Annotated in this window: 18 protein-coding genes; 7 read left to right on the plus strand and 11 right to left on the minus strand. The window is 53.1% G+C overall.

What is annotated here, in order from left to right:
- Positions 1 to 25: 25 nt before the first annotated feature.
- The 6 genes from Poly59_RS27455 to Poly59_RS27480 form a co-directional block, all read right to left on the minus strand.
- Positions 26 to 1,624 (minus strand): ATP-dependent DNA ligase, encoded by a 1,599-nt coding sequence (locus Poly59_RS27455; protein ID WP_146537274.1) that lies wholly within the window; start codon positions 1,622 to 1,624, stop codon positions 26 to 28.
- Positions 1,625 to 1,687: 63 nt separating this feature from the next.
- Complete coding sequence (locus Poly59_RS27460; protein WP_146537275.1) at positions 1,688 to 2,689, minus strand: ligase-associated DNA damage response exonuclease; 1,002 nt, start codon at positions 2,687 to 2,689, stop codon at positions 1,688 to 1,690.
- A gap of 70 nt (positions 2,690 to 2,759) precedes the next feature.
- Complete coding sequence (locus Poly59_RS27465) at positions 2,760 to 4,148, minus strand: UdgX family uracil-DNA binding protein (protein ID WP_146537276.1); 1,389 nt, start codon at positions 4,146 to 4,148, stop codon at positions 2,760 to 2,762.
- Positions 4,149 to 4,221: 73 nt separating this feature from the next.
- The gene (locus tag Poly59_RS27470; protein WP_246151981.1) at positions 4,222 to 5,490 is read right to left on the minus strand and encodes a putative DNA modification/repair radical SAM protein; all 1,269 of its coding nucleotides are present in this window, start codon (positions 5,488 to 5,490) and stop codon (positions 4,222 to 4,224) included.
- Positions 5,491 to 5,552: 62 nt separating this feature from the next.
- Entirely contained in the window at positions 5,553 to 5,906 is a 354-nt protein-coding gene (locus Poly59_RS27475; RefSeq protein ID WP_186776558.1) for an Hpt domain-containing protein, read from the minus strand.
- A 56-nt stretch (positions 5,907 to 5,962) separates the two neighbouring features.
- A complete protein-coding gene (locus Poly59_RS27480; RefSeq protein ID WP_146537278.1) occupies positions 5,963 to 6,196 on the minus strand; it encodes a hypothetical protein in 234 nt (77 codons plus the stop codon).
- An 80-nt stretch (positions 6,197 to 6,276) separates the two neighbouring features.
- Here Poly59_RS27480 and Poly59_RS27485 point away from each other — a divergent pair, with 80 nt between their 5' ends.
- Positions 6,277 to 6,483 carry a hypothetical protein gene (locus Poly59_RS27485; protein WP_146537279.1) on the plus strand — a complete coding sequence of 69 codons (207 nt, stop codon included), beginning with the start codon at positions 6,277 to 6,279 and terminating at the stop codon, positions 6,481 to 6,483.
- Between the two features lie 480 nt (positions 6,484 to 6,963).
- Here Poly59_RS27485 and Poly59_RS27490 read toward each other — a convergent pair whose 3' ends face one another.
- The 3 genes from Poly59_RS27490 to Poly59_RS27500 form a co-directional block, all read right to left on the minus strand.
- A complete protein-coding gene (locus Poly59_RS27490; protein WP_146537280.1) occupies positions 6,964 to 7,461 on the minus strand; it encodes a fasciclin domain-containing protein in 498 nt (165 codons plus the stop codon).
- A 986-nt stretch (positions 7,462 to 8,447) separates the two neighbouring features.
- Positions 8,448 to 8,783 carry a cupin domain-containing protein gene (locus tag Poly59_RS27495; protein WP_146537281.1) on the minus strand — a complete coding sequence of 112 codons (336 nt, stop codon included), beginning with the start codon at positions 8,781 to 8,783 and terminating at the stop codon, positions 8,448 to 8,450.
- Between the two features lie 145 nt (positions 8,784 to 8,928).
- Positions 8,929 to 9,132 (minus strand): CsbD family protein, encoded by a 204-nt coding sequence (locus Poly59_RS27500; protein ID WP_146537282.1) that lies wholly within the window; start codon positions 9,130 to 9,132, stop codon positions 8,929 to 8,931.
- Positions 9,133 to 9,858: 726 nt separating this feature from the next.
- Here Poly59_RS27500 and Poly59_RS27505 point away from each other — a divergent pair.
- The 4 genes from Poly59_RS27505 to Poly59_RS27525 all read left to right on the plus strand — a co-directional run bounded on the left by Poly59_RS27505 (position 9,859) and on the right by Poly59_RS27525 (position 17,311).
- The gene (locus Poly59_RS27505) at positions 9,859 to 10,080 is read left to right on the plus strand and encodes a MerR family transcriptional regulator (RefSeq protein WP_146537283.1); all 222 of its coding nucleotides are present in this window, start codon (positions 9,859 to 9,861) and stop codon (positions 10,078 to 10,080) included.
- Positions 10,081 to 10,173: 93 nt separating this feature from the next.
- Positions 10,174 to 15,468, plus strand: coding sequence for a chemotaxis protein CheB (locus Poly59_RS27510; protein WP_146537284.1), 5,295 nt, complete (start codon positions 10,174 to 10,176; stop codon positions 15,466 to 15,468).
- Positions 15,469 to 16,023: 555 nt separating this feature from the next.
- A complete protein-coding gene (locus tag Poly59_RS27520) occupies positions 16,024 to 16,209 on the plus strand; it encodes a hypothetical protein (RefSeq protein ID WP_146537285.1) in 186 nt (61 codons plus the stop codon).
- A gap of 217 nt (positions 16,210 to 16,426) precedes the next feature.
- Positions 16,427 to 17,311 (plus strand): PP2C family protein-serine/threonine phosphatase, encoded by an 885-nt coding sequence (locus Poly59_RS27525; protein ID WP_186776559.1) that lies wholly within the window; start codon positions 16,427 to 16,429, stop codon positions 17,309 to 17,311.
- Between the two features lie 85 nt (positions 17,312 to 17,396).
- Here Poly59_RS27525 and Poly59_RS27530 read toward each other — a convergent pair whose 3' ends face one another.
- The gene (locus Poly59_RS27530; protein ID WP_246151982.1) at positions 17,397 to 18,092 is read right to left on the minus strand and encodes a hypothetical protein; all 696 of its coding nucleotides are present in this window, start codon (positions 18,090 to 18,092) and stop codon (positions 17,397 to 17,399) included.
- Between the two features lie 95 nt (positions 18,093 to 18,187).
- Positions 18,188 to 18,442, minus strand: coding sequence for a GlsB/YeaQ/YmgE family stress response membrane protein (locus Poly59_RS27535; RefSeq protein WP_146537287.1), 255 nt, complete (start codon positions 18,440 to 18,442; stop codon positions 18,188 to 18,190).
- 322 nt (positions 18,443 to 18,764) lie between these two features.
- On the opposite strand from Poly59_RS27535, the gene Poly59_RS27540 reads away from it, so the two are divergent.
- Together Poly59_RS27540 and Poly59_RS30310 are read left to right on the plus strand one after the other, a co-directional pair.
- Positions 18,765 to 19,265: a response regulator gene (locus Poly59_RS27540; RefSeq protein WP_246151983.1), complete on the plus strand. Its 501-nt coding sequence runs from the start codon at positions 18,765 to 18,767 to the stop codon at positions 19,263 to 19,265.
- The gene (locus tag Poly59_RS30310) at positions 19,262 to 19,318 is read left to right on the plus strand and encodes a hypothetical protein (protein WP_246152023.1); all 57 of its coding nucleotides are present in this window, start codon (positions 19,262 to 19,264) and stop codon (positions 19,316 to 19,318) included. The genes Poly59_RS27540 and Poly59_RS30310 overlap by 4 nt, the downstream gene beginning before the upstream one ends.
- Positions 19,319 to 19,399: the final 81 nt, after the last annotated feature.

A 19,399-nucleotide genomic window follows, 5' to 3' on the forward strand; every position in this document is an offset into this window, starting at 1 on the left:
AACTTCCGTTGCGACTTGTGTTGTATCACTCACTAGGTAACAACTCCATCAGATCGCTCAACCGATTGGCGTCTTGGATTTGCTTGTCATGACGCCAACGCAGGATTCGGGGGAAGCGTGTGGCAATGCCGCTCTTGTGTCGCTTGGAACGTTGCAATCCCTCGAAAGCGAGTTCCATCACCAGCGTTGGCGTGACACTTCGCACGGGGCCGAACGATTCCTTCGTGTTCTCACGCACGAAGCGATCGACTTGCCGAATCTCTTTGTCGTCCAATCCACTGTACGCTTTCGCGAACGGAACCAATTTGTCTTCGTCCCACAATGCAAACGTGTAGTCGGTGAAAAGACTCGCGCGGCGACCGTGACCTTTCTGTGCGTAAATCAAAACGGCGTCGATCGTGTATGGAGCAGTCTTCCACTTCCACCAAGTTCCTCGGACGCGGCCTACATCGTAGGGAGCGTCCTTTCGTTTTAGCATCAAGCCTTCCGAATTCATCTCGCGCGACCGCTCTCGTATTTTCGCAAAGGAATCCCAGCTGTCACCGTTAATCAGTTCGGTAGCAGCTAGATTCGCGTGATCGTGAACGGAAAGCAGTGCTTCGAGTCGCTGTCGTCGGTAGGCGAACGGCATTGCCCGCATGTCTTCTCCATCACACTCCAGCAAGTCGAAAGCATGAAAGACCACGGGCACTTCGGTAAGCAGCTTTTTGCCGACTGTCTTCCTGCCAATCCGGCGTTGCAACTGAGCGAACGGTGAAACTTCGCCCTCATCCGAACACGCGAGAATTTCTCCGTCGATCACAGTCCCATTCGGTATCGTCTTGACGGCAGCTTCAATTTCTGGCCAACGATTTTCCATCAACTCTTCGCCTCGCGACCAAATGAACGTTTGATCGGATCGGCGAATCACTTGTCCGCGGATCCCATCCCATTTCCATTCGACTAAGTAGTCGCTGCAATCCCCAAGTGACTCCGGTCCTTTCTCGGTGTCGAGCGGGTGGGCCAGGCAAAAAGGGTACGGCTGGCTAACGACCGCGTCATGGATGTCGGGGTCGATCAATTGCTGGAAGAAGTGCGAGTTGGGTTCCCAGTTGCCCATCAGTCGATGCGAGATCACGTCGGCACTGATGCCCGAGGTCTGAGCGATCGCACGGGTGACCAACCGCCGACTGACGCCGACTCGGAATGCTCCGGTCACCAACTTCATGATGACGAAACGCATCGACGCAGGCGTCTGCCGCCAGATTTCGATCACGTGCTCTCGTTGCTGCGACTCTTCCATCTTTCGCAGTGGCAGCAATCGCTGTTCGACCCAAGTCGTCAGCGGAACATCCTCAGCAAGCTCACCGGGAGGCACGACGAGCGAGAGCGTTTCGGCCAAATCACCGACCGCGTGATAGGATTCCTCGAAAAGCCAGGCCGGAACGCCAGCTTCCTCAGCCGCCCAGGCACGCAATAGCTTGGTGGGGACAAGTTGCCGGAGTTTGTTGCCAGACAAGAAGTACGTCGCCCAGGCCGCGTCATCAGTCGACACGTCGCCAAAGTAGCTCGCCATCGCAGCGATCTTTTCGTTGGTCTTGGTTGTCGAGTCCAACGCGATATAGAGTTCAGCAAATCGAATCATTGTGCTTCTTCGTGGCGTAGGCTTCCAGCCTGGGATTGTCGGTGCAGTCGGCAGGCTGGAAGCCTACCCCACGTCGTCATCCTCGCTGCGAACACGTGAGTCGATCGCTTGAGCGTCGCGACCACATTCTTGCAAGTAGCGTGCCACGGTCGCACTGTAGCCGTGTGTAACCCAAACCGTTTCTGGGTCGCACAACTCGACCGCTTCGATCAACGAGGGCCAATCGACGTGATCGCTGACAATGAAACCGCGATCGACACTGCGACGCCGACGTGCTCCGCGCACTGCCATCCAACCGCTGGCCATCGCTGTTCGCACCGAACCGAACTTACGCATCCAAGGCGACCCGTGGGCGCTCGGAACCGCAATCACCATCGCGCCGCTCCAATCGTGCTTGCCCTCGATCGAGCCGACATAAGTTGTCTCAGGAAGTTCGACACCCGTCTTTCGATAAGCTTCATTTCCCTTCTCGACCGCGCCATGTGTGTAGATCGTTCCGATGCTTGGATCGAGTCCGGCGAGCAACCGTTGACTTTTGCCGACCGCGTAGCCGTACAACACGCAACACTTACCCTCGTCGCGTGTCGCTCGCCACCAATCGTTGATCGAATCGGCCGTCATTTGCTCGGGCTGCCAGCGGTAAACCGGCAGTCCGAACGTTGATTCAGTCACAAGCAGATGACACTTTACCGGCTGCCATGACTCGCACGTCGGATCAGGCCCGAGTTTGTAGTCACCTGTCACCACCGCAACTTTGCCGCGATATTCCAGTCGCACTTGCGCCGAGCCGAGCATATGACCAGCCGGGTGAAAGCTGACCTCAACGCCGTTGATCGAGATCGAGTCGCCGTACTTTAAAAACTGAAACTCGGCGTCATCACTCATTCGCATTCGCAACAAGTGTTCGCTTGGTGCAGCGGCCAAGTAATTCTTGCAACCCCAGCGGGCGTGATCGGTGTGCGCATGAGTGACCACGGCCCGGTCGACGGGACGCTGAGGATCGACATAAAAACCCCCGGCCGGACAATAGAGTCCGAGGGCGGTCGTTTGCAAAAGTTCGTTCATGTCATGGGGTGCTTTTCCCGTATGCCGCCCGAGGATTCATCGCAGGCTGGAAGCCTACGCGACGGAAAGCCTACGCGACGGATAATCGTAGATCGCCGACTAGTTGCTGCTCCATTTGCTCTCGTCTTGATACGTCGGGCATCCGCAGGATTGCCGCCGGGTGCCAAGTCGCGACGGTTCGCTTGCACCAATCGGTCGCCAAGACTTGGCCGCGACTTTTGGAGATGCGAAAGTCACGCCCCAAAAGTGCTTGAGCGGGCGTTGCCCCCAGGCAAATGATTGCTTCTGGCTGGATCGCTGCCAGTTCGGCTTCCAACCATGGCCGGCAAGCGAAGATTTCTCTCGAATTAGGTTTCTTGTGCAAGCGTCGTTTACCACGCTCGGTGAACTTGAAGTGTTTGACCACGTTGGTGATGTAGACCTCGTTTCGATTGACGCCCGCACGAGCCAATGCGTTATCCAACAGCTTGCCAGCAGGTCCGACGAACGGCCTGCCTTCGATGTCCTCTCGATCTCCGGGTTGTTCGCCAACTAACACAATCCGAGCGTCTTTTGCTCCTTCGCCGAAAACCATCTGGGTCGCGAACTGGTGCAAGTCGCATGCGTGGCAACACTTCGCTGCTTCACGCAGTGAGTCCAAGTCGGACTGTTGTGGCATGTAATGCGTTGCCGTACGGTCGAAACCTTCGTTCTGCTCGATCATTTCGTTGACGCGTTTGGGGGCTTGCTGCAACAAGCCTTCGATCAATTCAGCTTCGGGCAACGTTGGCCAGTGTCGAACCGGCATTTCTCGCTTCATCATCGCGACCTTGACCCGTGCGGGATTGAAGATTGACGCATAGTAGGTTTTCCAAAGTTCCTCCAACACGTCTCCGTCAGGTGCTTCGCTCGCCGGAACGCCAGCACCGTACTGCAATTCGTGCTGATCCCAGGCTACCGATTCGTCCGGCGTCAGGATCGTCCAGTTCATGCCGTTGAATCGTCGAGCGAAAAAGGGTGCAGCTAGGCGAACGATGTGATGATCGGGGCGGTGCCAGGCAATGTAGTTTTCCGATTCGTCCACCGACTCCACTTTACGGAAACGCACAAACGCTTTCATCTTGTGCACATCGCGTTTTACCGCCTTCTGCATTTGCAACAGTTCGTGAATGTCGTCGTCTGTTGTGATCTGTAGCAGGCTTCGCTCGCCATGGGTCAATCGCCACAAGGTGCGGTAAAGCAATTCCCAGCGGTTCGCTTTCCGGTGACATGCAACGTTGCGTGCCAAATCAAGGAACAGCTTTGGAACGTTGTGCGTCGTATTTGCCGGTGACGCTTCCTGTCGATCGTCTGCAAACAACAGAGGTTGATCGCGCGACGATAAGAAGTTGATGTCGAAAGGTTCAACCTCTTGGGCCAACAACAGCCGCGCCTCGGTACGCCACTGGTCAAACGTTTCGATATTTAGGAAGTGTGTCATACGACTCTCATGGCGTCGGCTTCCAACCGGTGGAAATTGCAGATACTGGCGGGCTAGAAGCCTTCCCCAACAATTAGACCTCGCCACTAGCCGCTGAACTGGCCGCGTCGAACAACATCCGTTGCTGCGACTTCGGTTTCACTCGTTTCGCCAAATCGAGCTTGTCCAAGTCAGCTAGGCTGGGATTGTGATCAGCGGTTAAAACAAACACCTTTGCTCGATTCCAGGCAACACGGAGTTTACGCAGATCTTCGCTACGCAGGTTATTGTGCTTGCGGAGACTCAAGATGCGTTTAACGTTTCGCACGCCGATGCCCGGAATTCGCAGCAACTCCTCGCGGCTGGCGCGGTTGATATCGACGGGAAAAAAGTGGCGGTTCGCGATCGCCCACGCGAGCTTCGGGTCAATTTCAAGTGAAAGATTGTGGTCCTTTTCGGCAACGATTTCATCGGCAGAGAACCCATAGAAACGCATCAACCAATCAGCTTGGTAGAGACGATGTTCGCGGATTAACGGCGGCGACTGTCCGGGCAACCGAGCGTCGGCGTGGGGAATGGGGCTGTAGGCCGAATAATAGACACGTCGCAACCGCTGCCCAATGTAAAGTTCCGATGCGGTTTTCAGCACGTCCAGGTCCGGAGTCGGCGTTGCACCGACGATCATCTGAGTGCTCTGGCCGGCGGGCGCGAAACGCGGTGGTTTGAAACCTGCGGCTTGCTCCTGCTTAGTCTCGTCGATCTTCTCGCGGATACCGCTCATCGCTTTGACGATTTGAGGCTTCTTCTTTTCGGGAGCCAGTTGGTGGAGGTCCGCGTCGGTCGGCAGTTCGATGTTGACGCTCAAGCGATCCGCCCATCCGCCCGCTTCGTCAATCAGACCTTGCGAAGCGTTGGGGATCGTCTTCAGGTGAATGTAGCCGCCGTAATGATGGTCGATTCGCAACTTCTTCGCGACCGCGATCAATTGCTCCATCGTGTAATCCGACGTTTGGATGATGCCGGAACTTAAAAACAGCCCTTCAACGTAATTCCGTTTGTAGAACTCCATCGTCAACGAGACGACTTCGTCGATAGTGAAGCGAGCGCGAGGCGTGTCGCTAGAAATTCGATTGACACAGTACTGACAATCGTAAATGCAATAGTTCGTCAGCAGAATCTTAAGCAACGACACGCACCGACCGTCGGGCGTGTAACTGTGACAGATTCCCATTCCCTCAGTGCTGCCAATCTTGCTACCTGCTCGCGTTCCCTTGGAACCGCTGCTTGCACACGATGCATCATACTTGGCCGCATCAGCCAGGATCGCCAACTTTTCTCGCACATCCATTCTATCGGCAACCAATCGTAGTGTGCTTCTAGCCTGCACTGAATATAGATGGCAGGTTGGAAGCCTACCCCACTTGTTTACTTTGCCGCGATCGCTGTTATTTCGGCAACTAAGTCGTTGAGTTCCGACCGATGGCGATCGAAGCTCCTCTTTGCCTCGACAACTCCGTCTCGCCTAGCCATCTCGAGCATCTCATGTACTTCGACGGTTACGCCACCAGTTTCGAAAGTGCTTAGCATGCCTTTCAATTTATGCAAGCCAGATGCGGCTTGTTCTGAGTCACCGACCTGCAACGCCTGATCAGTCTCGTCGATGACCTCAGGTAGGTCCGCCGCAGTAATCGCAGCCATCTCACGAAGCAGGCTTTCGTCCCCATCCAATCTCGCGATCGCCTCGCCGAAGCGAGACGCGAGCTCTTCTGATTTATTCACCGATTGTTCCTCCATAATTTACTCGTAAGTTTGGACTTCATCATAATCCAAGGCTATCAAGGCTTGATCTTCCAGCCCACGATCATTCCAAGCCCGAATGCCCAGACCGTGGCTACTTCCGGATTGTCCCTCGCGTAGTCTTTCGCCAGAGTAAGCAAGTCTTTAGCGGGCTCCGCGATGTAGTGGTCTCTAAAATCACGAGCACCGACGGAGAGGTTGCCGGTCGTGTCGCTGACGAAATCTCTAGCGACGCCCTTGAGCTGTCTGGGGGATTGAGTTGATTCAGGCATTTTTCAGTTTCTGAATGAAGGTAGTAGTTGATCTTGGCTTGCAGCCTAGCCACCTAAACCGCAGGACTAAAGCAGCTTGGATGAGAAAGACGTCTACATTGCGGATAGACAAATTCGCGACCGTACGGAATGCCATTGAAGCATCCGCACCGTCCAATACTCCCTACGCGATCAGCATCACCGCCGATGCTTGGACGCCGATACTTGGGCGACAATTCCTGTGCTGTATCAGCAAACTGCAAGTGTGTACGGAAAATCCTGCCCACGCGATGGTGCTTTACTACTAACGCATGCGAACGGTTCAAAATATTACAGCAAAGTGCGTGCCGAATACCGTTGAAACAATTTCTGTTTCGGAATTACCGGGTGCGGCCATCGCGGCGACAGTTTCTCTGTCAACGTGGTCGACTAGCGACCAACGCTAAAACAACTCGGTCGCACGTCCACCAAATACCGAACCGCACCACCGTAGATGCGGCACTTGATGCCGAGACGACTCTCTTCACATGCAAAGTATCATCCCTCACCCATCACGCCTGCCTCCCTTGTCGACGTGACGGTAGATCTTACTTCAAAGCCAACGCCCTAAGTTTCGCACGACTGTCTTTGACTTGTTGGCTTGTTATTTCCGAAGTAGCACCAAGTTAGGAAATGACAACTGCCCCACAAAAAAACGACCGATCTGAACGATTCAGATCGGTCGTCATAGCCCCAACTGCTAACTCGTGCCCTTACTTTCTAGGCACGAAGCCACGAGTAGACAGACTTTAGTTGGTTGGCAACAAAACCTTGTCGATCACGTGAATAACGCCGTTGCTACACATGACGTCGGCCTTGACAACCTTTGCGCTATTGATCATCACGGTCCCGCCCTCGGTCTTAACCTTGACCATGCTGCCTTCGACGGTTTTCGCTTCGCTGATTGTCATGACCTGCTTTGCGACGACTTTGCCCGGGATGACATGGTACTTCAGAATCGCTTGCAGTTTTGATTTGTTCTCTGGCTTCAACAAGCTTTCCAGCGTTCCTTCTGGCAAAGCCGCAAACGCCTCGTCCGTAGGCGCAAGCACGGTGAAAGGTCCTTTGCTTTTCAAGGTTTCGACTAGGTCGCCGGCCTTGACGGCAGCTACTAGCGTGTTGAACTTCGCTGCGACCGCCGTGTCGACGATGTCCTTCGTTTTCTCGTCGTGCTGATCTGCGTTGACGAATGGCATACCTGCGAAGGCGAGCACGGCGAAACAGGTGAGAAATGTGAAACGGTTCATCTGAAAGTTCCTTGGGAGAGAGAAAGTGTTACTTGCTTCAACTGTAGGCATTGGTCAACACGTCAATCCCGAAAAATTGATTTTTCGCCGGCAAGCATTCAACTGAAAATTCGCCCGGCACAAGTTGCTAGTTTTGCGATCAGCGTGAACGAAAATTGATCGCTCGGCCGGAACGCGAAACTTGGATTAAGAGTCGCATACCGTTTCCATCATCCGCATCGTTTGGCAATTCGACGACACCGGCTTGTTGCTCTCTATCTTTGGTCGACTACTCCCTGAAACCAGGACGCATTCGAATGCGTTACGAAACAAGGACAGAGTTGAAAGTGGTACACGTTCGTTGGATCGGCCAGAAGAAAGCACAGAGAGGTCCCGGATCACCGACTGGCTAGCAAGATAGTGACGTCAGCGAGGCCTCTAGTCTATTTCGTTCGAAGGCTGGCCAATCGAGAGAATATTTCAAAGTGCGTTTGAACGGGTTTTGCGATGTGTGGTTCGTGGATCAGATAAGTGGATCAGATAAGTGGATCAGATAAATAGCAAGACCGAGAACGCGACCAGTCGACCTGCGAGGGCATGGAGCAGGTCTGCGAAGCCACGTTACAGCTCGCCGACTATTTGGCGACAAGCAGGTCACGTCATACCCCTTAGTAGATTGCGGGGTACGCTGGCAATGGACCGCCGTTGGACGTCTTACCAGACACTTTGAATAGGGCACGCCGTGAACTCTAGATGACGTGCCGCAAGCCTTGGAATCGCTGAGTGTTGGACGGAAAGCATGACGTGGGTATTTAGTCTGTCATTATTGCTGGCTATGAATTTCGTGTGGGTCGACTAATACTCGATGAGCCGTTGCACATCCAGCGGAACTCATACAGACGCATGCATTACGCATCGACGGCGACGACGCCGCGAAGGAATCTTGGTGCTGTGCAGCAACATCTGTCAGAATCCGTAGACCAGGCGATGAGCCTAAGGATTGCTTTCTAAACGGAATCGTCGCGATCGTTAAATCGAGCCGGAGGGCTGGTTGCCTCGATCGCAATGATCGGCTCAACGATTCGGTAGCGATGGAGCGTGCCTGCCGGCACTAGCCAAGAGTCGCCGCGAGCAAGCGTGACCGACTCGCCATTGAGATCGACATCCATCAAGCCGCTTAATAAGTAGCCGACGGTCTCGTAGTCGCGGCGCCGCGGATCGCCAAAATCACCCGGGCCTTCTTCCCACCTCCGCAGCGCAACCTGCTTTCCAGTTGCAAGATAAGCTTGGCCCATCTCGCCCGTCTCCGCATCTAGTTTCGATGTGACTTGGGGAATATCCACGTGGTCTCCTTCTCTGTGATGTGTTCGCGGTCGGACAATTCAAATTTGCAATTGAAACATGACTAAATTCCGCGATATAATTGCAGTAGCCACAAGTTGCTAACCTGTGGCCACGTCTGTTCTTCATCCTGCCTATTCACACGTTTTAGCAGTTGCAAGACGACTCAAACTCTTTCACCTGTTTCTCAGCTTCATCCTTGGCGATGCCGTATCGTTCCTGGACTTTTCCGACGAGCTCTTCTCGCTTTCCGTCGACTTTATCAAGGTCGCTATCGGTGAGGTCACCCCATTTCTGTTGGACTTGACCTTTGGCTTGCTTCCACTTGCCTTGAATTTGATCCCAGTTCATCGTTCAGTTTCCTTTAAGTAAGAAGATTTTTGCTCTCGTGAGCGTTGCAGCAGAATTGAGGAAGCAAGTGGTGCGCCAACGCCTATCAGTTGGCGAAATCTGATATCAAAAATCGAAGTTTTCGCAGTCGGCGCGGCAAAGTACTTAGCTACAACTGCGAATGACTTCGGAACGGGGTGGTCGGTTGGCAGCCGCGACGGCAGTTTCTCGTTCATTGCGTCACGAGTGTCAGCCCTGCTCGGTAGCAATTTGCTCGAGTTCGATTAAAGATGCCGTGACCATTTCAAATGGTCGGATTGCAATGGGTGTCACGATCATCAATCTGAAAAACAAGCGTGTCCAGCGGCATGCATGCAGTGTGAATACGTTTCCATATCCGATGTTGGAAATCGGACATCTCGTCAGCGGAAATGTCGCCAGGCAAAGTTGCCTTGCACGCGATCGGTGGTACTCAATTGCAAAAATCTGTCCCGTTTCGTTGCAGTCAGAGTCACGTCGCTGTTGCCGTCGCCTTCGCGTACGCCAACGATCGAAACGTTCAGCAACCTGTATCGACGTTCAGTCGACTGCAACAAAATTCTTTCGAGTAACGGTTTGAAAGCGTGACCATGAAACCAGCACTCATTACCCGACGGATTCTGACCGCACGTCTGATTGACCATAAAAGGAAAGTCGCGTTCAATCACGAGTGTTGGGTTGTTTGTAAGGTTAGCACGGAGAGGACGTATGTCAGTCGACGAAAGGCAAGCAAAGCCGCGTTTCATAGACATGCTGCGAGTGGGCGAAGCGGCGGATTTTTTGGGCGTGTGCAAAGAAACACTTCGCAACTGGGATCGCTCTGGAAAGCTGGTGCCGAAACGCAATCCGGTCACCGGCTACAGGTATTACAAGCAAGAAGACTTGGAAAGGTTCTTCAAGAAGGTCGTGGAGGAACGCGGCGATGCTTAGCAACCTTGACCACCTGTGCCACAGGAATCCAGCCTGCGTGTTACTTTCGATCGCAGCCTGGAAGCGTACGCCACTTGTTACAGAGGTACACCAATGAATCATTCTCCGCTGATTGTTGCAGTCGGTGCCTCGTCTGGTGGAATAAAAGCGTTCTCCGAATTCGTCAAAGCTATCGAGGATGCACCTGGGCTGGCGATCGTTTTTGTGCACCATCTCGATTCGCGAACACAATCGGTGCTTTCTGAGACGCTTGCCGATTTAACGTCCATGGCGGTCGTCGAAGTTGTTGGTCGCATGCAAGTCGAAGCAAATACGATTTACGTTTGCCCTTCCTCGAAACTGCTTTCACTACATACTGGTTCGCTTGTCTCCCAAGACGCCCCAAGCAAACAGCACCAAACAACGTCAATCGACTATTTTTTTCATTCGATCGCCGAGAATCAAACCGACCGTGGGTTGGGCGTCGTTCTGTCGGGAACCGGGAGTGACGGGACATTAGGATTGAAGGCGATCAGTGATAGCGGAGGAATCACGTTCGCACAGGATTCAGATTCAGCCAAATACGATTCGATGCCTCGCAATGCAGCAACGACGGGCGTCGCCGACCACGTCTTGCCTCCGGCAGAGATCGCAGCCGAATTGTTAAAATACGCCGTCTATCTGAATGCCGCGACGATGCAACAGCAGGGCAAGCCGATCCTGGAGCATGTCGAGCAAGCAATCTCTGAAATTGCTGATCGACTGTTGAAAGTGTCGGGGCACAATTTCCAGCATTACAAGCTCAGCACTCTTGGACGTCGCATCCAACGTCGCATGCAGGTACTTAGAATTACTCGCATTGCTGACTATCTCAAGTTGCTTGATTCGGAAGACGACGAGCCCCAGAACTTGTTTCGCGAACTGCTGATCGGTGTAACTGCATTTTTTCGTGATCCGATATCGTTCAGGCGGTTGGCTGAAGAAGTTCTGCCGAGACTGTTCCAAAATCGCAGACCTAACGATCCGGTGCACATTTGGGTATCGGGATGCGCGACCGGCGAAGAAGCTTACACGATCGCCATCTTGTGCCAAGAATTCCTCGATACCTGCGAGCCGACGGCGTTGGCGGCGGGTGGCCCGTCAACTGCAGATGCAGGTTCTAGCGTCAACGGCACCCGTGCAAAGCCTACCTTCCAAATTTTCGCCACTGACATTGACGAGCATGCCCTTTCAATCGCTCGGAGAGGCATCTATCCCATTGGGATTTCTGAGAATGTCAGCGAAGAGCGATTAGAAAAGTTCTTCGTTATGAAGAGCAAACGTTATCACGTAAAAAAGGAAATTCGCGAAAGGGTGCTGTTTTCGACGCACAACCTGATTAGCGATCCCCCATTTTCGCGACTGGACCTGATCGCGTGCCGCAATCTGCTGATCTACCTAGGTCCGCACTTGCAAAAAAAGCTGGTGCCTTTATTTCACTACTCGCTTAGGCCGAACGGTTATCTATTCCTTGGTCCCAGTGAGAGTATCTCATCGCACGGAGAGCTATTTCGCGCGGTCGACGCGACGCATTGCATCAGTCAGCGGAAAGGCACAGCGATTCCACGCAGCAAACCTCTCTCTCTGCATACTCCAGCAGGCCGATTGATTCAAACACCGGGAAGCTCGCCAATAGACAACGACATGACGGATGTCGTCCAAGTCATGCAGCGGATCATTCTGGACGAGTTTGCGCCCAAGTCGGCGGTTGTTGACGACGACGGAAAAGTGATCTGTTTGTCGGGCGAAACCGACAGGTACCTCTCGACTGGCGAAGGAGCTTACGAAAACAGCATCGTGAAGATGGCGCGACGAGGATTACGGATTGGTTTGCGAGCGGCGCTGTTGGAAGCGAAAACGAAACGCCGCCGTGTGACTCATGAAAATGTTTCGGTCGAAACCGAGGATGGCAGGCAGCGGGTCATGCTGACCGTACAGCCGATGATGCGACTGGGGGAAGACACAGGGCTATTCATCGTCGTCTTTCATGACGTCGGTTTGCCACTAGATCTAAGCGTCAATCCACCAGGTGTAGAGGATGAATCGCCAGCAGACGGAACGAACATCCGGCAAGCCGGGTTGATGCTTGAACAACTTGAACGAGAACTGGCAACCACGCGAGACGATCTTGACAACACAATTCAGGCGATGGAGACGGCGAACGAAGAGCTAAAGTCGTCAAACGAAGAGTTGTTGTTGATGAACGAAGAACTCCAATCGGCGAACGAAGAACTTGAAAAATCCAAAGAAGAGATTCGCAGCGGGAGTGATGCGATTGCGCGAGCCAATAACGATCTGGAAAATCTGCTCCGCAGCACCGGTATTGCGACGATATTTTTAGACGACGATCAAACGATTCGTAGTTATACGCCTACCGCATCGGAAATCTACGGATTGATCCCAACGGATGTGGGGCGGCCATTGACGCAGATTGTTCCCAATATGGACGAAATTCCAGAGATGCCGCAAGGCAAGTCGCTCAGCGGCGACGAACCGGTCGAAGACACGATCATTGCGGACAACGGCAGAGCTTACATCCGTCGCGTCTTGCCATACCAAACTCATTTGGGCGGTCACGAAGGCATCGTTGTTACATTCACCGATATCACGGAGTTGCAACAGAGCAGAGAACAACTGGCTCAGCGAGAATCGCGGCTATCCTCGATCTTAAACTCCACCGCCGAGGGGATTTACGGCATCGATTTGGACGGAAACTGCACCTTTGCCAATCCAGCCTGCGTGCAGTTTCTTGGCTACGACAGCCCCGATGAACTTATCGGACGCCAGATGCACGATCTGATTCATCACACTCATGCCGATGGATCGCGATATCCGCATACGGAATGCCCGATCTACAAGGCGTGTCTAAAAAGCGAGCGGGTTCATGTCGATGACGAAGTCTTTTGGCGAGCTGACGGAAGTTGCTTCGATGCAGAATATTGGTCGTCCCCCAAGATGCGCAACGAAGAAGTACTTGGTTGCGTCATCACGTTCCTAGATATCTCGGCGCGAAAAAAGACCGAGTTGGAACTGGCCGACGCGAGAACTCGCCTTGAAATTTCTTTGCAGGTCAGCGATGTGGCACCCTGGGTTTGGGACGCTCAAACAAGTGGCCCAGCTCCTCATCCGACGCTCAATCGGCTGTATGGATTTGAAGAAAATGCTCATCCAGCGTTGGACGATTTCCTTGGCCGAATCGACGATTCGGCCCGCGAAAGAGTATCGGCGGCAATCGCACGCTCGATGCAAACCGGCGAAGTCTACGACGAAGAGTACCCGGTCCGTTGGCCTAGCGGAGAACAACGCCACGTTCGCGCTCGAGGTCGAGTCCGCACGAATCATCAAGGCGAGGTCGAGGATTTTTTTGGTGTTGCGCTCGATATCACCGAGCGAAAGGTTCGTGAACTTGACATTGCCGAACGAGAAGCCCACTTACGCCGCGTGATTGATAACCAGCTCGGATTCGTCGGTGTCCTGGACTTGGATGGAACGCTTCTGGAAGCCAATGCGACCGCGCTGCTTGCAGCGGGCCTTAACCGAGACGAAGTGATCGGAAAAAAATTCTGGGACTGTTATTGGTGGAACTACGACGAGGACGTCACAAAACGACTGCACGACTCCTGCCAGCTAGCTTTGGCTGGTGAAGACGTTCGCTACGATGCAGTCATTCGTGTCGCGGGCGATGCCAGAACGGCGATTGATTTCATGATTCGTCCGGTACGCGATGCGGAAGGCAGGATCACGCATTTGATCCCTTCAGGTGTCGATATCAGCGAACGCAAGCAGACCGAGATTGCTCTGCAAGAAAGCGAGCAAGTGTTACGCGTAGGCATGTCGGTTGCCGAGTTTGCGTTGGCCCGAATTGAATATCAAAGTGGAACCATTCATCTAAGTCCTGAGGCAGCCCTGCTGTACGGCATCGGCAAAGAGGCAGTCACCGTCACACGCCAAGAACTTCATGACACGTTCCACGAGGACGACAAGCCAATGGTCAACAATGCAATCAGTGCTTGTATTGCCAATCAAAATGACGGCCTGATGTCCTGCGAACACCGTGTCGTCTTAGCGGACGGAATCATTCGTTGGCTGGACGTCCGCAAACAGGTCTATATGGACAACACGACCGAGCCACCGACTCCAACCCATGGGATTCTTGCTGCGCAAGACATTACTGCCTCCAAATGGCTCGAGCAATCACTCAATGAGTCACGCGAAGCGGCTGAAGCGGCGAACGAATCGAAGAGTGAGTTTCTGGCAAACATGTCTCATGAAATTCGCACGCCGATGACAGCGATCCTAGGATACGCAGATCTTGTTTCCGATCTTGTCGACAACCCGGAAGCTCTCGAGCACTTGCGAACCATTCGCCGCAATGGCGACTTCCTGTTGGATATCATCAATGACATTCTCGACTTGTCAAAGATCGAAGCGGGCAAGTTGGACATCAGCGAGGAACGTTTTTCACCACAACGTCTGGTCGAAGACGTGCGAAGTATCATGGAGGTCCGTGCAACCGAAGAAAATTTGCGTTTGGATGTGGAGTATCACGGAAAAATTCCGTCAGTGATTCAGAGTGATGCCAAACGCTTGAAGCAGGTTCTGATCAATTTAGTCGGCAACGCGATTAAGTTCACCAAAGAAGGTGGCGTCAAGGTGGTCGTTCAGTGCGAACCGCAGCAGTGTCAAATACGATTCTCGATCGTCGATACGGGAATCGGAATGAGTGAAGAGCAGCAAAAAAACCTGTTTCAGCCGTTCTCTCAGGGCGATGGCAATGTGAATCGAGAATTTGGCGGAACCGGGTTGGGGCTAGCGATCAGTAAACGATTGACCGAATTGCTTAGCGGTGAGATTAGCCTGGAAAGCAATCTTGGCGAGGGCAGCACGTTCGTCGTTACAATTGGAACAGGAAGCCTTGATCATATTGACATGATCGATCAGTCCAGCGAGATCGATGCAAAGCACCCCGTTTCGATTCACGATGAAATCCGACTCAGTTGTCACGTATTGGTCGTCGACGACCGACGCGACATTCGTTTCCTCAGCAAGCGTTTCCTAACCGCTGCCGGCGCGACCGTAGCAGAGGCCGAGGACGGCGAGTTAGCGGTCGAGGCAGTAAAAAAGGCCCAGGAAGCAGGCAAGGCGTACGACCTAATCCTGCTTGACATGCAAATGCCGAAATTGGACGGTTATGAAACGGCAAAAGCCTTGCGTAGACTCGGCTACACCGGTCCGATCATCGCACTGACCGCCGACGCAATGCAAGGCGATATGAATCGCTGTATCGAATCAGGCTGCAACGATTACCTTAGCAAGCCGATCGACAAACGACTCTTGCTGCACAAGGTAAAAACCTACGTTGCGATTTAACCGCAACTTGGCGGGTTGTGACTAAATGCGACATTGCAGCGAACGTCAGATAACAGGTTCGCCGCGCCCCAGCACCAACCCGATGATGAACAGCACCAAGAACACGACAAACAGAACCATGGTAATCGCAGTCGCAATTCCGGCACTTACACCAGAATGAACAAGTCAGCCGCCGGCGTAATTACGAAGATTGTCAAACCTCAGCTTGACAATTTACGCTCCCAAATTTAATTGGTGTGCCTCGTAGCCGTGAACACCGCTGTCTAGTGAGCGACGAATTCATGGAAGCGATTGTCGTGCAATGATCGATAACAGGCAACGTTTCGTTGCACGACTAGGACTTCGCGGAAAAGTGTCGATCCGTTTCTGCAGGGCGGCCGCAAGCCGAACGTCAGTTTTGGTTTGTCGAATTCGAAGCCGCGTGAGATGTGCTACGTCTACCGTAGTGCTGCCGCGTTAAAACTTACGTTATTGCCCCCCCAAACTGCGTGAAACGGCATGTCGTTTGCTTCACGTGGTTGTGTCTAAAGCCCTTCACCAAACGCGAGTATAGAGATGAGCGAAACTAGAAAACCATTGAAGATCGGCGACATGTTTCGCTGTGCCAAGTGCGGGTTAGAAATTCACGTTACCCAAGGCTGCGATTGCAAAGACTGTCGAGCTGATTTCCAGTGCTGTGGTCAGCCGCTTGAGAATGTCACGGCTGTGACCGTTCGAAAAGCGCAGTCCGAACTGAACTAAAAGTCCTAAGCAGAAAACGATCGCTGGTCGCGGAAAACGGTGTTACCACCATGCGACAATTGTTTCTCGCGAGTTCGACCATTTGGCTTACGACAAGATTGATGAAGTGCTTATCGATTTGGCCAGCACATTGCCGAGCCAGCTTGGTCGCGCCGAAGTCGACTTCCAAAACCAATTCAAGCATTCCGAGCAAGCGTGCCCCACGAAGAGCAGACCATTGGATACCCAAGATAGTTTTGACGCCGCTGGCACGAGTGACATCGGTCAGAAGCGTGCTGAAAATCAAGACCATTTTTTAGTCGCAAGTTTGCGGCGACAGATGGTTGTCGATCAAACGGATGTCCCCGCCAAGCAACAGGAAGAACTCTATGGTTGCCAGGAAGGTCGGCTATTGGTGATTGCCGATGGTATGGGTGGGCATCATGGAGGCGAACAGGCTAGCCGGACAGCGGTTGAGTCGTGCGCTCAATACGTTTTGGACATGATGCAATGGTTCTTGAAACTGGCCCCTGGAAGCGAAAAGGACTTCGAGGACGAGCTATCGGATTGCTTGAAGTCCGTTCAGCAGAAGATTTGGGACAACAGCGTCGCCGGAGGCAGGCGAATGGGAACGACGGTAACAATGGCTTACGTGTTGTGGCCGAGAATGTTCGTCGTTCATGCAGGCGACAGTCGTTGTTATCTGCTTCGAGATGGTGAACTCAAGCAGCTAACAACGGATCACACCATCGCTCAGCAGCTGGTGGACTCAGGCGGGATGACCCCGGATGACGCGGCTCTCTCAAACTGGCGACATGTCCTATGGAATTGCGTCGGCGGGGGTGAAGAGCAAGTCCGACCGGAAGCGGTACGATGTCAGCTTAAAGACGACGATGTGATCGTTCTTTGCAGCGATGGCTTGACTGGAATGGTCGCGGATTCGGAAATTGCCTCAATCATCGGCAATGCATCATCAAGCGAGAAGGCAACGCAGGATCTAGTCGACGCAGCCAACCATGCGGGCGGCAATGACAACATCTCGGTGATCGTTTGCCGGATCGTAGAATCTAGTAAATGTGACGAACAAGTTTCTGATGGGTTAGCGACCACCAGAATCTTGTAATTCAGGCACCGTTGTCGCGAACGGTTTTCAGCCTGTGATAAGAATTCCGACTCGGCCGCAAGCTAAGCGATTCACGCTAGGCTGATTACTCCCCATCCTTTTTTACAATCAACTCCGCCGCATACGCCAGAACGTCGACAGCAATGTCGGCGACGATCGCTCGGCCCTTCGCTAACCAGGCGGCAGCGAATGACCAGACCGCAACCCATTCCATCCAAAATAAAAAGTTGTAGTCATTGAAGATTCGTTTCCAATCGTCGCTAAGCAAAAACAAGTAGCCGCCCATCAACACGAGGCTTAACAGAATCACACTTCCACTGAGGCGATATATCCACGTTCGTTCTCTCAGATGCGGCTCCTCTTCCCGTCGGGAGTCACGCGGGAAGTGATAGAGAGAGTAGAACGCGAGCGTCACGAAGAACACACCGCCACTGAAGGTATGCAGATAACCTGTCAACGATTTTTGAAACAACGGATCGCTATTGAAATCCAACGGGAAAAGAGCGACGCCAAGGGCAGAGACGCAGCCAAGGTTCGCCGTCCAGTTTTCGATGCGATCGTAGCCACGGTAACAAAACAAGAAGATTCCGATCGCGCACAGGGTACCAACAAAGATGTCGCGCATGCCTGTGTGATAGTAGCTGCTCATGTTGTCTTGCACGGGCACTCCCGAAAGCAGACCGCCAATCAATAACAACACGGGCAATAGCAATCCGCTTACCCCGATCGCCCGGCGAATGGTGATATAGGAAACGACGAGGATGCTAGAGTTGTCAAGCACAAGTTCACTTGTTATCGGATCGGGTTCGGAGAAGGTGTCATCGAGTTCAGCCTCGGGATAAAGGTCACAAGCCGGAAGCCTATTTACTCCATGGATTAGTCGATGAACTTCCCTCGACGAACTGAGATCGCGAGCAAGATGATCGCTCCCAAGATGGACCCGATCCAACCGCTGGACTGGATGATCGATCCACCTTGAAGTAGGTAGCCGATCGCCCCGCCGACAAACGAACCTGAGATACCGAGAATGATGGTTCGCATACAGCCCATCGGCTGTTGGCCCGGAACAACTCCCCGAGCAATCAGTCCAACCACGAAGCCGAAAACAATCCAACCGAGAATCCAAAACATTGCGTGTGACCTATGAGTGGGGCGTCGAGATATATCGTGGCTCAGGCTTCCAGCCTGCGACGGTGAAGATCGCAGCCGGGAAGCTTAAGCCAGGATCGGGTTTTGCAAACCCCGTACCAGACCGACCCCGTCCCAACGCGACCCCGTACAAACGCGAAAGGTACGGCGGTTCCGACATCAGGCTGATCGACATTCGTCCATTTCTGCACATCGATTAAAAATACCGACAATTCGTCAACGCCAATTCCATCCGTGAAAAGCTGAAACCTCAACATTGATGGCTCGCCAAAAAACCATTTCTCAATCCAAATGGTCTAGAACCGTGCCAAGCGTCCTCGTCATCGATGATGACCGTTCCATCCTAACGCTTGCTGAGAAAACGCTGTCGGCAATCGCCAGTGTCGAAACAGCCGAGACAGCTGGCGAGGGACTTGAGAAGCTTCGCAATGATGATTTTGACACCGTATTGCTAGACATACAGCTCCCCGATCAGAACGGATTGGCCGTCTATTGCGAGATACGCGAGCACGATCGCCGAATCCCCGACGTCTTCATGACGATCGAGGCGGCGAGCAGTACGGCAATCGAAGCGATGCAATTGGGTGCGTTTGATTACATTGGAAAACCGCTGTCGGTCGAGCCGCTGCGTCACCTGATCGAGAAAGCTACTGAGCAGCGACAAGTCAGTAGCGTGCCTGTTGCGATCAGTGCCGATGAAGACTTGTCGGGCGGAGACGCAGAGCTACTCATTGGTCGCTCGCCGGCCATGCTGGACCTTTTCAAAGCAATCGAAAAGTCAGCAAGCAGGATGTCCCGATCTTGAGTAGGGGCGAAGGCGGAACAGGAAAAGAACTTGTCGCCCGCGCTCTCTTTTAATACAGCCAACGGAGTGACGAAACGTTTCTCGCGGTGAATTGCCGAACGAGATCACCAAAGGCAAAACCGTCAGTGACTCAT

The sequence above is a fragment of the Rubripirellula reticaptiva genome (assembly GCF_007860175.1).
Classification (GTDB): Bacteria; Planctomycetota; Planctomycetia; order Pirellulales; family Pirellulaceae; genus Rubripirellula; species Rubripirellula reticaptiva.